The 13,847-nt window shown below is 75.5% G+C and carries 17 protein-coding genes; 10 read left to right on the plus strand and 7 right to left on the minus strand.

What is annotated here, in order from left to right; all coding sequences use genetic code 11:
• Nucleotides 1-37: 37 nt before the first annotated feature.
• Entirely contained in the window at nucleotides 38-1,045 is a 1,008-nt protein-coding gene (locus AB0L29_RS16150) for a hypothetical protein (protein WP_365827505.1), read from the minus strand.
• A 435-nt stretch (nucleotides 1,046-1,480) separates the two neighbouring features.
• Between AB0L29_RS16150 and AB0L29_RS16155 the strand changes: the two genes are divergently transcribed.
• Nucleotides 1,481-1,918: a DUF4442 domain-containing protein gene (locus tag AB0L29_RS16155; RefSeq protein WP_365827746.1), complete on the plus strand. Its 438-nt coding sequence runs from the start codon at nucleotides 1,481-1,483 to the stop codon at nucleotides 1,916-1,918.
• A 269-nt stretch (nucleotides 1,919-2,187) separates the two neighbouring features.
• Nucleotides 2,188-2,838 (plus strand): DedA family protein, encoded by a 651-nt coding sequence (locus AB0L29_RS16160; RefSeq protein ID WP_365827506.1) that lies wholly within the window; start codon nucleotides 2,188-2,190, stop codon nucleotides 2,836-2,838.
• Between the two features lie 61 nt (nucleotides 2,839-2,899).
• Here AB0L29_RS16160 and AB0L29_RS16165 read toward each other — a convergent pair whose 3' ends face one another.
• Nucleotides 2,900-3,433 (minus strand): gamma carbonic anhydrase family protein, encoded by a 534-nt coding sequence (locus AB0L29_RS16165; protein ID WP_365827507.1) that lies wholly within the window; start codon nucleotides 3,431-3,433, stop codon nucleotides 2,900-2,902.
• Between the two features lie 108 nt (nucleotides 3,434-3,541).
• Here AB0L29_RS16165 and AB0L29_RS16170 point away from each other — a divergent pair, with 108 nt between their 5' ends.
• Nucleotides 3,542-4,306, plus strand: coding sequence for an acyltransferase (locus AB0L29_RS16170; protein WP_365827509.1), 765 nt, complete (start codon nucleotides 3,542-3,544; stop codon nucleotides 4,304-4,306).
• A gap of 10 nt (nucleotides 4,307-4,316) precedes the next feature.
• Here the strand turns inward: AB0L29_RS16170 and AB0L29_RS16175 are convergent, their stop codons facing one another.
• Nucleotides 4,317-5,174 (minus strand): DMT family transporter, encoded by an 858-nt coding sequence (locus AB0L29_RS16175; protein ID WP_365827511.1) that lies wholly within the window; start codon nucleotides 5,172-5,174, stop codon nucleotides 4,317-4,319.
• A gap of 114 nt (nucleotides 5,175-5,288) precedes the next feature.
• On the opposite strand from AB0L29_RS16175, the gene AB0L29_RS16180 reads away from it, so the two are divergent.
• Both AB0L29_RS16180 and AB0L29_RS16185 read left to right on the plus strand, forming a co-directional pair.
• Nucleotides 5,289-5,861: an XRE family transcriptional regulator gene (locus tag AB0L29_RS16180; protein ID WP_365827513.1), complete on the plus strand. Its 573-nt coding sequence runs from the start codon at nucleotides 5,289-5,291 to the stop codon at nucleotides 5,859-5,861.
• A gap of 43 nt (nucleotides 5,862-5,904) precedes the next feature.
• Nucleotides 5,905-6,462: a YbaK/EbsC family protein gene (locus AB0L29_RS16185; protein ID WP_365827515.1), complete on the plus strand. Its 558-nt coding sequence runs from the start codon at nucleotides 5,905-5,907 to the stop codon at nucleotides 6,460-6,462.
• Nucleotides 6,463-6,594: 132 nt separating this feature from the next.
• On the opposite strand, the gene AB0L29_RS16190 is transcribed toward AB0L29_RS16185, so the two are convergent.
• Complete coding sequence (locus AB0L29_RS16190; protein WP_365827517.1) at nucleotides 6,595-7,662, minus strand: cation diffusion facilitator family transporter; 1,068 nt, start codon at nucleotides 7,660-7,662, stop codon at nucleotides 6,595-6,597.
• Nucleotides 7,663-7,725: 63 nt separating this feature from the next.
• Between AB0L29_RS16190 and AB0L29_RS16195 the strand changes: the two genes are divergently transcribed.
• Entirely contained in the window at nucleotides 7,726-8,085 is a 360-nt protein-coding gene (locus AB0L29_RS16195; protein ID WP_365827519.1) for a metalloregulator ArsR/SmtB family transcription factor, read from the plus strand.
• 49 nt (nucleotides 8,086-8,134) lie between these two features.
• Here the strand turns inward: AB0L29_RS16195 and AB0L29_RS16200 are convergent, their stop codons facing one another.
• The 3 genes from AB0L29_RS16200 to AB0L29_RS16210 all read right to left on the minus strand — a co-directional run bounded on the left by AB0L29_RS16200 (nucleotide 8,135) and on the right by AB0L29_RS16210 (nucleotide 10,446).
• Nucleotides 8,135-9,352 (minus strand): 4-hydroxybenzoate 3-monooxygenase, encoded by a 1,218-nt coding sequence (locus AB0L29_RS16200; protein WP_365827521.1) that lies wholly within the window; start codon nucleotides 9,350-9,352, stop codon nucleotides 8,135-8,137.
• 224 nt (nucleotides 9,353-9,576) lie between these two features.
• Nucleotides 9,577-9,954 (minus strand): nuclear transport factor 2 family protein, encoded by a 378-nt coding sequence (locus tag AB0L29_RS16205; protein ID WP_365827523.1) that lies wholly within the window; start codon nucleotides 9,952-9,954, stop codon nucleotides 9,577-9,579.
• Nucleotides 9,955-10,038: 84 nt separating this feature from the next.
• Nucleotides 10,039-10,446, minus strand: a complete 408-nt coding sequence (locus tag AB0L29_RS16210; protein ID WP_365827525.1) for a CoA-binding protein — start codon at nucleotides 10,444-10,446, stop codon at nucleotides 10,039-10,041.
• A gap of 176 nt (nucleotides 10,447-10,622) precedes the next feature.
• Between AB0L29_RS16210 and AB0L29_RS16215 the strand changes: the two genes are divergently transcribed.
• From AB0L29_RS16215 to AB0L29_RS16230, 4 genes are all read left to right on the plus strand, one after another.
• Complete coding sequence (locus tag AB0L29_RS16215) at nucleotides 10,623-11,354, plus strand: hypothetical protein (RefSeq protein ID WP_365827527.1); 732 nt, start codon at nucleotides 10,623-10,625, stop codon at nucleotides 11,352-11,354.
• Nucleotides 11,351-11,908, plus strand: coding sequence for a histidine phosphatase family protein (locus AB0L29_RS16220; RefSeq protein ID WP_365827529.1), 558 nt, complete (start codon nucleotides 11,351-11,353; stop codon nucleotides 11,906-11,908). The genes AB0L29_RS16215 and AB0L29_RS16220 overlap by 4 nt, the downstream gene beginning before the upstream one ends.
• Nucleotides 11,909-11,937: 29 nt before the next feature.
• The gene (locus AB0L29_RS16225; RefSeq protein WP_365827531.1) at nucleotides 11,938-12,564 is read left to right on the plus strand and encodes a YigZ family protein; all 627 of its coding nucleotides are present in this window, start codon (nucleotides 11,938-11,940) and stop codon (nucleotides 12,562-12,564) included.
• 118 nt (nucleotides 12,565-12,682) lie between these two features.
• On the plus strand, nucleotides 12,683-13,846 hold the full coding sequence (locus AB0L29_RS16230) for an exonuclease SbcCD subunit D (RefSeq protein WP_365827533.1): 1,164 nt from the start codon (nucleotides 12,683-12,685) through the stop codon (nucleotides 13,844-13,846).
• Nucleotide 13,847: the final 1 nt, after the last annotated feature.

Consider the following 13,847-nt stretch of genomic DNA (forward strand, 5'->3'; position numbering starts at 1 on the left):
GATCTGCCAAATGCGTTCCCGGCCCCGCTCCGGGCCGTTACGAGTTCGTGGGCGGTTCCTCGGTCAGGCGCACGGTGCTCAGGATCTTCCGGACGGTCGCCTCGGGGATCTCGTCCTCGACGCCCTTGGCGCCGTACAGGTTCCAGGTGACGAAGTCGCCCGCGCCGTTCTTGAACGCGAAGGTGTAGGCCTTGCCGTCGCTCGCGCACTTGCCCTTCTGGGGCGTGTTCACGGACCGGGCGGTGGCGAGGCTGCCCTTGACGCCCGACGCCGTGGTGTAGGGCTCGGGCTTGCCGGGCTTCACGCTCTTCTTGTCGGGCTGCGTGTAGCCGCCGTAGATCCACCACGGGACCCGGGTCTCGGCCGCCTCGTCCGTGCTCTTGGCGCCGTTCTCGCCGCGGGTTCCGGCGGTGGCGAGGGCGGTGTCCTCCTCGCGGCCGTCCTTGTCCTCGTCGCTGGTGCACCACTTGGACTTCAGATAGGCCGGGGCGGTGACGCTGGTGCGGTCGGTCTTGCCGTCCTTCTCCTCCCACTCGAAGCCCACGCTGGTGTCGGTCCGCTCGAGCTCCCAGTCGGCGGGAACGTCGAACATGGTGCCGAAACGCGGGTTGACGACGACCTTCCAGCCCGGCACGGTCGCCTTGGGCCCCCCGCCGCCGCGCGGATTGTCCCCGGTGGCGGCCGGGCCCGGGTCGGAGGTGCCCGTGCCGGTGGACGTGCTCGCGGCCGGCTTGCCGCCCTTGCCGCCGTCCGCCGTGTCGTCGGAGTCGCCCCCCAGTACCAGGGCGCCGGTGACACCGGCGGCCACGACCACCGCGGTGGCCGCCAGGATCGCCACCAGCTTCGTGTTGCCGCCACCGCCGCGCGGCGGCCCGGGAGCGCCCGCGGGGGAGGGGGCGCCCCACTGCGGCTGCTGCGCATAGGGGTTGGGCTGCTGGAAGCCGGGCTGCTGGTACGGATTCGGCTGCTGGTACCCCGGCTGCTGATAAGGGTTGTTCGCCTGCGGGTTCTGCTCGCCCCCGGGCGGCTGCTGTCCTGGCCACATGGGCAGCAACCCTAGCCGCGCCGGGGACACGGTTCGGTCACCGGCTCTTGTCAGGAGCGCACCAATCAGGGGGCCGCGGTTCCGTACCGGCGGACCGTGCCGGGGATCTCGCGGACCGCCGCGTCCGGCACCCCGCCCCCCGGACCCCGCCCCCGGCGCTCCGGCCGGCCGCGCCGGGCGGCGGGGCGTGGTCCGGCCGGCCGTCCCGGTCCGCGTCCTGCGCGCGGCCCCTTCCCCCGCGCAACGGCCGGGGCCCGTGGCGAGCGGCGGCCCGGCGTCCGGTTCGTCGCCCTCCGGGAGCCGGAGCCGGGAGCCGGAGCCGGGAACCGGGAACCGGAAGCCGGGAACCGGAAGCCGGGGCCCGGGTGGCCGTGACGGGTGTCTGGCCCCCGCGGGCTACTCGTGGGTAACATGCCCGCCATGAGCGCAGACCAGATGTCCGTCGGCGAGATGCTCGCCGCCACGGTGCCCATGGCCCGGACCCTGAACCTCGAGTTCCTGGAGACCACGCCGGAGAGGGCGGTGGTGGCCCTGCCGGACCAGAGCGAGTACCACAACCACGTCGGCGGGCCGCACGCCGGAGCGATGTTCACGCTCGGCGAGTCCGCGAGCGGGGCGATCGTGCTGGCCGCGTTCGGCGACCAGCTCTCGCGGGCCGTGCCGCTCGCCGTCCGCGCCGAGATCGCGTACCGGAAGCTGGCGATGGGCCCCGTCACCGCCACCGCGACCCTCGGCCGCCCGGCCGCCGAGGTCGTCGCGGAACTGGACGCGGGCGAGCGCCCCGAGTTCCCGGTGTCGATCGCCATCCGGCGCGCGGACGGTGCCGTGACCGGCGAGATGACAGTTGTCTGGACGCTGCGCCCGAACGGCTGAGCGCCGTCGCGCACGAGGGGCCCGGCCGGGCGCGGGGGAGAAGCGGGGTCCGGGCCGCCGGCCGTGTCGCGCACCCGGGGACCGGACGGTGCGGAGCGGGCCCCGGCCACCGCGGGGGGGACCGTGCCGCGCACCCCGGGGACCGGACCGGCGCGGAGCGGGAACGCCCGAGCCGCGGTGACCGTCCCGCGACCCGGTAGGCTTCCCGTCCGTGCGCCGGAGCGCGGCGCGCGGACGGGATGCAGGCGAGCGAATCGGAGGAACCGGCGGTGCACGTCCAGGAATGGCTCGAGACCGTACCCGCGGTCGCCGTGTACGCGCTGGTGGGAGTGGTCATCGGCCTGGAGAGCCTGGGCATCCCGCTGCCGGGCGAGATCATCCTGGTCTCCTCCGCGCTGCTCGCCTCCCAGCACGGCGACATCGACCCCGTCATCCTCGGTGCCTGCGCCACCGCCGGGGCCATCGTCGGCGACTCCATCGGCTACGCCATCGGCCGCAAGGGCGGACGCCCGCTGCTCGCCTGGCTCGGCGGGAAGTTCCCCCGGCACTTCGGCGAGGCGCACATCGCCGCCGCCGAGCGCTCCTTCGAGAAGTGGGGCATGTGGGCCGTCTTCTTCGGCCGGTTCGTCGCCCTGCTGCGCATCTTCGCCGGCCCGCTCGCGGGCGTGCTGCGCATGCCGTACTGGAAGTTCCTGATCGCCAACGTCTTCGGCGGCATCCTGTGGGCGGGCGGCACGACCGCGGTCATCTACTACGTCGGCGTCGTCGCCGAGTCCTGGCTGAAGCGGTTCTCCTGGCTGGGCCTGGTGGCGGCGGTGCTGATCGGGCTGACCTCGATGATCGTGCTCAAGCGCAAGGCGAGGAAGGCGGCGGCCCAGCAGGAGGCGGCCGCGCCGGAGCCGGTGCCGGCCGCCGACTGAGCCCCGCCGCGGCCCCGGCGGACCCGGCCCGGTCCGGGCGGCGGGAGTCCGGCGCCAGGGCCTAACGCCCGCCGTACGCGTCGCGGTGCGTCTTCGCGAGCTCCGCGTACACCGTGCCGTTGAGCGTGATGCCCTCGCGTTCCTCGGCCGTCAGCTCCCGCACGACCTTGGCGGGGACGCCCGCGACGAGCGAGCCCGGCGGCACCCGCATCCCCTGCGGCACCAGCGCCTGCGCGGCGACCAGGGACCCCGCGCCGACGACCGCGCCGTTGAGCACCGTCGCCCCCATGCCGATCAGGCAGTCGTCCTCGACGGTCGCCCCGTGCACCACCGCGTTGTGCCCGATGGACACCCGTTCGCCGACGGTGACGGGGAAGCCCGGGTCGGCGTGGAGGGTGCAGTTGTCCTGGACGTTGCTGCTCGCGCCGACGCAGATCCGCTCGACGTCGCCGCGCAGCACCGCCCCGTACCAGACGCTCGCGCCGGCGTGCAGCGTCACGTCGCCGATCACCGAGGACGTGGGCGCCACGAACGCCTCCCGGTCCACCTCCGGCTCCTTGCCGCCGATACCCGTGATCAGCGCCCTGTGCGTCATCGTCGCCCTCCCGGTCGGTGATACACCGCACCGTACGCCACGCCGGTGGGGCGAAGATCACAGGCCCGGTGCCCCGTGGTCCCGGTCCCCGCTGAGTACGGTGATCGGGTGCCGAAGCGCAAGAACACGTTCTCGTCCTGGCCGCGCCGTCTGGCGCAGCGCGCCGTCCACGCGGGCTGGGCCTGGGTGCAGCGCACGGGCTCGGTGACCGCCGAGCATCCCGGGCGCCTCCGCTTCGGCGCCATCGGCACCGGTACCAGGCTCGCCTTCCCGCTCGGCACGGTCTTCGGCGAGCCGTGGATCCACCTGGGCGCCCACTGCATCGTCGGCGAGCAGGTCACCCTCACCGCCGGTCTGATGCCCGACCTCGACCTGGGCCCCGAGCCGATCCTGCGCATCGGCGACGGGGTGGTCCTCGGCCGCGGCAGCCACGTGATCGCCGACACGACGGTCACCATCGGCAGCGACTGCTACTTCGGTCCGTACGTCTACGTCACCTCCACGAACCACTCGTACGACGACCCGCACCAGCCCATCGGCAGGCAGTGGCCGCGCATGGAGCCGGTGGAGATCGGCCCGGGCTGCTGGATCGGCACGGGCGCGGTGATCCTGCCCGGCGCGCGGATCGGGCGGAACGTGGTCGTGGCCGCGGGAGCGGTGGTGCGCGGCACCGTGCCCGACCACGCCGTCGTCGCGGGCGCGCCCGCGCGGGTCGTGCGGCGCTGGACGCCCGCCGACGGATGGCAGCCGCCGTTGCGCACCCCGGCACCGGTGCCGATACCCGAGGGCGTCACCCCGGAGCAGCTGCGCGCGCTGTCGGAGCTGGACGAGGAGGCGGCGGCCGGGCTCGCCGAGCTGGAGCCCGGGACCTGACCGTCCGGGCTCAGCCGGTCGCCAGCAGGACGGTCCCCACCAGGGCGAGGCCCGCGCCCGCGGCCTGCACCCCCCGCAGCCGTTCGCTGAGCAGGCCTCGCGCGGCCAGGGCCGTCACCACCGGATAGAGCGAGGCCAGCACGGCGGCCACGGTGACCGGGCCCCGCTGCGCGGCGAGCGAGTACGTGCCGTTGGCGGCGACGTCCGCGAGGCCGACGAAGGCGAGCGCGGGGAGCGAGCGCCAGGGGAAGCCGTCCGCGGGGAGGGCGGGGGAGCCGCGCCGTACGGAGACGTACAGGGCGAGGCCGCCCGCGACGACGTTGGTGACCCGCTGCACGAACAGGGCGAGGAAGAGACCGGTGAGGGTGGCCGACGCCTCGGCGATCAGGGTCATCACCGCGCCGAAGCCGAACGCCGCGAGCAGCGTGAGGACGACGGCCCGCCGCTGCACCGGGGCGCCCCGCAGCTGCGGCCCGCCCGCGAGGAGCACCCCGGCGACGGCGACCAGGACGCCGGCGAACTGCAGCGTCCCGGGGCGCTCGCCCAGCGCGAGGCCCACGGCGACCGGCACGGCAACGCCGAGCGAGCCGAGCGGCGAGACGACGCCCATCGGGCCCAGTGCGAGCGCCCGGTAGAAGGCGAGCATCGCCACCGGGCCCACCAGGCCGGCGGCCACCGCGAACCACAGCCGCGGGCCGGCCTCGCTCCACCCGCCGGTCGCCGCCACGAGCGCGCCGAGCACGGCGACGGCGACCGACTGCGAGACGACGACCACCGTGAGCGCGGGCGTCCGTCGCGTCAGCAGCCCCCCGCCGAAGTCGGCCAGCCCCCACAGCAGGCTGGTGGCCAGGGCGAGAAGTGCTGTCACGGGGCGCCTCACAGTACAGTTCGGTGGACGATCGGGTGCACCACACCGTAGTTCAGTGAACTGTACTTCGTCATCCAGAATAGTGGACCCCAGTACCTCCAGCACGGGAGTGATGTGTCGGACCTCGACCTGCTGACCCAGTCCCTGGCGCGCAACGTCAGGCGCTGGCGCACCGAGCGCGGCTTCACCCTGGACGCGCTCGCGGCGCGCGCCGGGGTCAGCCGCGGCATGCTCATCCAGATCGAGCAGGCCCGCACCAACCCCAGCCTCGGCACGGTCGTCAAGATCGGCGACGCGCTCGGCGTCAGCATCACCACCCTGCTCGACTACGAACAGGGCCCGAAGGTCCGGATCGTCCCCGCCGACCAGGCCGTCCGCATGTGGCACACCGAGACCGGCAGCTACAACCGGCTGCTCGCGGGCACCGAGGCCCCCGGCCCGCTGGAGATGTGGGACTGGCGGCTGATGCCCGGCGAGAACAGCTCCTCGGACCCGCACCCCGCCGGCACGGTCGAGATCGTCCACGTCACGGCCGGCGAGCTGACCCTCACCGTCGACGGCGTGGAGCACCGCGTCCCGGCCGGGGCGAGCGCCACCTTCGAGGCCGACGCCCCGCACGTGTACGGCAACCGGGGCGACGTCCCGATGGAGATGGTGCTGACCGTCTCGGTCCCGCCCGTGCGCTGAGACGCCCGGCCCCGCGCCGCCGCACGGCGTCTACGATGCGGCCATGCGCGCGCCCATCGGAGACTTCGACCACGCCACGCCCGCCCCCGACTGCCTCGACGAGCTCACCCGCCCGGTCGCCGAGGCCGTACGCCAGTGGCGCGGCAGCGTCCCCGCCGAGCAGATCCTCTACGTCGAGACCGACCCGCGATGGGCCGACACCGCCGTCTTCGTGGAGCACTACGGCCGGGACCTGCTGGAGAAGTCCGCGAACTGCGTGGTCGTCGAGGGCAGGCGGGGCGGCCGGAGCACGCTCGCCGCGTGCGTGGTGCTCTCCACCACCCGGGTCGACGTCAACGGCGCCGTACGCCGCCGGCTCGACGTCCGCAAGGCCTCGTTCGCCCCGATGGACACGGCGACCGGGGAGACCGGCATGGAGTACGGCGGCATCACCCCCGTCGGGCTGCCGGAGGACTGGCCGGTGCTGGTGGACGCGGCCGTCGTCGACCTGCCGTACGTCCTCGTCGGCAGCGGCCGGCGGCGCGGCAAGCTCCTGGTGCCGGGCAAGGCGTTCGCCGAACTGCCGGGCGCGGTCGTGCTGGAAGGACTCGGGATCGCCTGACCGGCGCGGGGCGCGGTGACGCGCCGCTCCCCGCGCCCGGGCCGTGTCCGGGCGTCGGGGCGGGGTGCCGGAGCGGGGTGCCGGAGCGGGGCGTGCCGCCGGGAAGCGGCGGACACGGGCGCCTCCGCCCGGTCAGGGGCCCGGCCGCCGCGCGGACGCGGCCCGGGCCGTCGCGTGGTGGGCCAGCGGCAGGTGCGGGTCGGCCTCGCCCGGGGCCGGCTCGGGGTCGGCGTGGACCAGGGCCGCGGCCAGGCTCGGTACGGCGTGCAGCAGGGCGTGCTCGGCGTCCACGGCGATGCGGTGGGCCTGCCGTACCGTCGCGTCGCCGTCCACGACGACCGCCACCTCGGCGCGCAGCCGGTGCCCGATCCAGCGCAGCCGCAGCTCGCCCACCCCGCGCACGCCCTCGACCGCCGCCAGCGCCCGCTCGGCCCGGTCCACCAGAGCTGGGTCGACGGCGTCCAGCACCCTGCGGAACACCTCGCGCGCCGCGTCCCGCAGCACCAGGGCGATGGCGGCCGTGATCGCCAGCCCGACGACCGGGTCGGCCAGGTGCAGACCCAGCGCCGCTCCGCCCGCGCCCAGCAGCACCGCGAGGGACGTGAAGCCGTCGGTGCGCGCGTGCAGCCCGTCGGCGACCAGGGCCGCCGAGCCGATCGCGCGGCCGACGCGTATCCGGTGGCGGGCCACCCACTCGTTGCCCGCGAACCCGACGAGCGCGGCGACGGCCACCGCCGGCACGTGCTCGACGGGGCGCGGGTCGAGGAGCCGGCCGAGCGCGGTCCAGCCCGCGAACGCCGCCGACGCGGCGATCGTCAGGACGATCGCGATGCCGGCCAGGTCCTCGGCGCGCCCGTACCCGTAGGTGAAGCGGCGCGTGGCCGCGCGCCGGCCCAGGACGAAGGCGATCCCGAGCGGTACGGCGGTCAGCGCGTCCGCGGCGTTGTGCACCGTGTCGCCGAGCAGCGCCACCGAGCCGGAGACGGCCACCACGGCCGCCTGCGCCAGCGCCGTCACGCCCAGCACCGCCAGCGAGACCCACAACGCGCGCATGCCGCGCGCCGAGGACTCCACGGCGGGGTCGAGCCTGCCGGCGCTCTCGTGGGAGTGGGGTGCGAGCAGGTGGGTGAGACGGTGGGGAAAGGAGGCCCTGGCGCGGTCGTGCGCGTGCCCGTGGCCGTGCTGGTGCCGGTCGCTCACGTGGTGCCCCTTTCCGGTGCGCGGCGGTGGACGTGCGGGCATCCGTGGAGCCATTATGTGCGTATGAGCGCACGCATGCACCTGTCACCTGCGCACGATGCGCACCCGCGCACCCCCGGCGAGGAGCGGTTCGCGCTCGCCGCCGAACTCCTCGCCCTGCTCGGCGACCGCACGCGCCTCGCCCTGCTGCACGCGCTGGCCGGCGGCGAGGCCGACGTCACGACGCTCACGCACAGGTGCGGGGCGGCGCGGCCCGCGGTCAGCCAGCACCTGGCGCGGCTGCGCCTGGCGGGCCTGGTGGCCACGCGCAAGGAGGGCCGCCGGGTGGTCTACGCACTGCGCGACGGCCATCTGCGCCGCCTCGTCGACGAGGCGCTGAACGTGGCCGGCCACCGGCTCACCGGCCGGCCCGCGCACGACTGACGCCCGGAGCGCGGCTCCGGCCGCCGGGGCGTGCCGCCGCGCCGGAACCTCAGTACCGGGCAGCCGACCCGAGGTACTGCTCCGCGAAGGCGGCAGCGGCGGCGGGCGAGGTGAACAGGCGGCGCAGCCGGGCCACGGCGGTGCCCGCGCGGAACGGGTCGCCCGCGGCGGCGCCGTGGTACACCTCGGACAGCCACTGCGAGAACTCCTGGTAGTCCCACACGCGTCGCAGGCACGCCTGCGAGTAGCCCTCCAGCCCGCTGTCGTCGCCCTCGGTGAGCCGGGCGACCAGCGCGTCGCCGAGCAGGAAGGCGTCGTGCAGGGCGAGGTTCATGCCCTTGGCGGCGACGGGGGCGACGAGATGGGCCGCGTCACCGGCGAGGAACAGCCGGCCGAACACCATCGGCTCGACGACGTAGTCGTGCATGTCCAGCACGCGCTTCTCGATCAGCGGCCCCTCCGCCAGCGGCGGGACGCCCGCCGCGCGCAGCCGCCGCTGCAGTTCCGCCCAGACGCGCTCGTGCGGCCAGTTGCCCGGGTCGTCGCCCGGCGGGCACTGCAGGTAGTAGCGGGTCACCTCGGGGCTGCGCGGCATGTGCCCGGCGAAGCCGCGCGGATGGCAGCCGAACAGCACGCAGTCGGACGACGGCGGCGCCTCGGCGAGCAGCGCCAGCCAGCCGATGCCGTAGCCGTGCCGCGCGACGCGCGCCCGCTCCGGTGGCAGCGAGGCGCGTGTCACCCCGCGCGCCCCGTCGCAGCCCGCGACGAACTCGCACGCCACGACCTGCCGCCGTCCCGTCTCGGGACACGTGTACGACACGGCCGGCCGGCCGGTGTCGAGGCCGTGCAGCTCCACGTCCCGCACGCCGAACCGTATCTCCCCGCCGCGCGCGTCCGCGTACTCGCGCACCAGGTCCGTCACCAGCAACGGCTGCGGGTAGACGAAGTGGTGGCAGCCCGTCAGCTCCGCGTAGGACAGGCGGTACCGCTCCCCGGCGAAACGGAACTCGCACGCCGTGTGCAGCTCCGCCCGCTCCAGCAGGTTCCGTGCCAGACCCCGCTGCGCGAGGCCGCGCACCGCCCACTCCTCCAGCACCCCGGCCCGCGGCCGGCGCTCGATGAACTCCCGGGTCTCGGTCTCCAGCACCAGGCAGTCCAGGCCGGCGGCCCGCAGGACGTTGCCGACGGTGAGCCCGGCGGGCCCGGCGCCCACGATCACGACCGGACGGCGTTGCGGGGCGGGGGAGCCGGGGAGGGCGTAGGTCACCGGCTCATTATGCGGGCCCGGCCGCGGCCGCGGGCGGGGGCAGCACGCCCGCGACGGCCGTCATGGGTTCGCCGTGGTCTCGGACGACCTGTCCGCCGGTGAGGCGTCGGCATCCGCCGCCGGGCGAAGAGGAACAGGGCCGAGCCGTGCTTGCCCCGGCCCACGCGTCCCGGGCCGGCCCGGTCGGGGCGCGCTTCGGGCCCCTGAGGATGATTCAGGACGGTTCAGGGGGCGGACGGTCCGATCTCCCCCGCGAAGACGATGAGCTGGTCGATGAGGCTTCGCCGCAGATGGACGACGTCCGTTCCCGCCAGGCGGGGGCCTCCGTCCGGCGTGGTGAAGACCCACTGGTACCGGGCCCACTCGCCGGGCATGTCCACCGCCGAGCAGCGCACCATCGTGCCGGTCCCCGCCGGGTGGCGCCGGATGTCCAGCACGAACCGCTCGACCGCCTCGATCCCCTCGCTGCGGCCCAACGGGCCCCAGAAGACCACGTCCGAGGTCAGGGCCTGGGAGAGCAGCACAGTCACATAGCTGTCGTCCGAGGCGTTGAACGCGGAGATGAACGTGTCGATCGCGGACCGCGCGGTCTCTTCCTGCATGCACCAGTAATACCAGTCGCCCCGCGCGAGGCGGTCGTCCCGTGAGCCGTCTTCCTGCCACGGTGGACCTCCTCGGCCGAAGCGCTAGCCGAGCCGGGGGATCTCGATCGCGGGACAGCGGTCCATCACCATCTCCAGGCCCGCCGCGCGGGTCCGCTCGTACGCGGCCGGGTCGACGACGCCGAGCTGGAACCACACCGCCTTGGCGCCCCGGGCGACCGCCTCGTCCGCGACCGCCCCGGCGAGGTCGCCGTTCACGAACACGTCGACGACGTCCACCTCGAACGGGATGTCCGCGAGGGCCGCGTACCCCCGCTCGCCGTGCACCGTCTCGGCCTTGGGGTGCACGGGCACGATGCGCTTGCCGTAGCGCTGCAGCACGCCGGCGACGCCGTACGCCGCCCGCCGCTGGTTCGACGACAGGCCCACCACGGCCCAGGTGTCGCCGAGCTCGGTGAGGATCTTGCGGACCGTTGCCTCGTCGCCGTACACCGTCGGTCTCCTCGGGGGGTGGGAAGGGCTGTCGTCCCGGCAACGACGCGGGGCGCGCGGTGATTCCCGCCGGTGCCCCTCGCGCGGCACGGCGGACGGGGCGCGGACCCGGCACGGCCCCCGGAAAGGGGCCGGCCCGCCTCGCGCGAGGCCGCCCGCCCGCCTACGCTCACCTCGTGCTGCGCATCACCGACGCCCGAACCGGCGAACTCGTCGAGGCCGCCCCCGCCCGCCGGGGCCTGACGCGTGTCCAGGCGCACGCGCGCGGGGCCGGCCCCACGAGTCTGCGGGTGCTGCTCGTCGCCGACCTGCTCGTGCGCGCGCTGGACCTCGGCGGCACCCCGGTACGGGCCCTGCTCACCGGCGGGCACGGGACGCCGCAGCTGCGGGCGCAGGCCGCGGCCCTCGGGATGCGGCCCTTCGAGGACGGCCGGGACGCCGCCGGGCCGGGCGAGGCCCAGGCCGTCCACGTCGTGGAGGAGGGCGGCGCGGCACCCGACGGCGTCCGGGTCGCCGTCGCGCCCCTCGCCTCCCCCGGACCGGGGGAACCGGGCACGCCCGACGCGGCCGATCCCGCCGTCCTGCGCCTGGCGCTCCTGGCCCGGCGCCGGAACACACCGGCGCGGCTCGACGCGGCCGCCCTGGAGGACGCCGGCGCCACCCTCGCGCGCTGGCGCCGCGCGGTGGCCGCCTGGGCCCGCCACCCCTCGCGTCCGGTCCCCGGCGAGGTGCGCGGACGGCTCCGCGGCGCCTGGGAGGACGACCTGGACGCACCCGGGGTGCTCCGCGTCCTGCACCGGGTGGAGACCGACGCGGACCTGCCGGAGGGCGCCCGCTTCGAGACGTACGCCTACGCCGACCGGTTCCTCGGCCTCGACCTCGCCCGCGACCTGGGATCCCCGGCGTGATCGAGCGCGCGGGAGCGGGCCCGCTGCGCCGGCTGGTCCTCCTGCGGCACGCCAAGTCGGCCTGGCCCGAGGGCGTCGCCGACCACGAACGCCCCCTCGCCCCGCGCGGACTGCGGGACGCCCCCGCGGCCGGCCGCGCGCTCGCCGCGGCCGACTGCCTGCCCGACCTCGCGCTGTGCTCCACCGCCGTACGCGCGCGCCGGACCTGGGAGCTGGTCGCCGCCCAGTGGGGCACACCCCCGCCGGTCCGCCTCGAACCGCGCCTGTACGCCGCCGGCGCCGACGGCCTGCTGGCCGTCGTCCACGAGGCGTCCGCCGAGGTCGGCACCCTGCTGCTCGTCGGGCACAATCCCGCTCTGGAGGACCTGGTCCTGGAGCTCGCCGGGGACGGCCTCGACGGCACGCTGGAACGGGTCCGCGCGAAGTTCCCGACGGCGGCCCTAGCCGTGCTGTCCTGGCGCGGCGCGGACTGGCGGGACCTCACCCCCGGCACGGCACTGCTGACGTCCGTGACCGTCCCCCGGGGCAGGCGGGAGTTCGACGACAGGGCCTAGAGGTCCGCAGGGCCGCATAGGCTGGCCGGATGCAGGACGAGTACCGCACCGTCGCCCGCGCGGGCGTGCACGAGACCGAGGTCAACCGCTCCCGCTTCCTGTGCGCGCTCGCCCCGGCGGCCACGGAGCGGGAGGCGCAGGACTTCATCGCGCGGGTGCGCAAGGAGCACGCGGACGCCACCCACAACTGCTGGGCGTACGTCATCGGCGTCGACGCCGCCGTGCAGAAGGCCAGCGACGACGGCGAACCCGGCGGCACCGCGGGCGTCCCCATGCTCCAGATGCTGCTGCGCCGGGACATGCGGTACGTCGTCGCCGTCGTCACCCGCTACTACGGCGGGGTGAAACTCGGCGCGGGCGGTCTCATCCGGGCCTACGGGGGCGCGGTCGGCGAGGCCCTGGACGCCCTCGGCACGATCACCCGGCGGCGCTTCCGGCTGGCCGCGGTCACCGTCGACCACCAGCGCGCGGGCAAGGTGCAGAACGACCTGCGCGCCACCGGGCGCGAGGTGCGGGACGTGCGCTACGGCGAGGCGGTGACCATCGAGATCGGCCTGCCGGACGCCGACGTGGACGCCTTTCGCGCGTGGCTCGCGGACGCCACGGCCGGGACGGCCCGGCTCGAACTGGGCGGGGAGGCGTACGGGAACGCCTGACCATCCGCAGGGCAAGAGGGGTGAAGCAGATATAACGGGCATACGGCGCAAGGGTCGTGACGGTCGATACGGGAGTAACCGCCCGAGGCGCCGGACCCGCCCGTTACTCTCGGGGATCATGCGACTGCTGCACACCTCCGACTGGCATCTGGGCCGGCCGTTCCACCGGGTCGGCATGCTCGGTGCCCAGGCCGAGTTCGTCGGCCACCTCGTCACGACCGTGCGGGAGCGCGCGGTGGACGCGGTGGTCGTGTCGGGAGACGTGTACGACCGGGCGGTGCCGCCGCTCGCCGCGGTCGAGCTGTTCGACGAGGCCCTGCACCGGCTCGCCGGCCTCGGCGTGCCGACGGTGATGATCTCCGGGAACCACGACTCGGCCCGCCGCCTCGGCGTCGGCGCCGGGCTCATCGGGCGCGCCGGCGTCCACCTGCGGACCGACCCGTCGGCGTGCGGTACGCCCGTGGTGCTGTCCGACGCGCACGGCGACGTGGCCTTCTACGGCCTGCCCTATCTCGAACCCGCCCTCGTGAAGGACGAGTTCGGCGTGGCGAAGGCGGGGCACGAGGCCGTGCTCGCCGCCGCCATGGACCGGGTCCGCGCCGACCTCGCCACGCGCGCGCCGGGCACCCGCTCCGTCGTCCTCGCGCACGCCTTCGTCACCGGCGGCGAGCCCAGCGACAGCGAACGGGACATCACCGTCGGCGGGGTGGCCGCCGTGCCCGCCGGGGTGTTCGACGGCGTCGACTACGTGGCGCTCGGGCATCTGCACGGCTGCCAGACCATCACCGAGCGCGTCCGCTACTCCGGCTCCCCGCTGCCCTACTCCTTCTCGGAGGCCGGGCACCGCAAGAGCATGTGGCTCGTCGACCTCGACGCCGACGGTTCCGTGCGCGCCGAACGCGTCGACTGCCCGGTCCCGCGCGCGCTGGCCCGGATCCGGGGGACGCTCGAGGAACTGCTGGCCGACCCCGCGCTGGCACGGCACGAGGAGGCGTGGGTCGAGGCGACGCTCACCGACCCGGTCCGCCCCGCCGACCCCATGGCCCGGCTCACCGAGCGCTTCCCGCACACGCTCAGCCTCGTCTTCGACCCCGAGCGGCCACCGGACGAGCCCGAGGTGTCGTACGCCCGGCGCCTGGCCGGCCGCAGCGACCAGCAGATCGCGGAGGACTTCGTCGCCCACGTGCGCGGCGCCGGACCCGACGAGCGCGAACAGGCCGTGCTGCGGGAGGCGTTCGACGCCGTGCGCGCGGACGAGGCCGTGCGGGAGCCGGCGCGGTGAC

The sequence above is a fragment of the Streptomyces sp. NPDC052701 genome, assembly GCF_040678355.1.
Classification (GTDB): Bacteria; Actinomycetota; Actinomycetes; order Streptomycetales; family Streptomycetaceae; genus Streptomyces.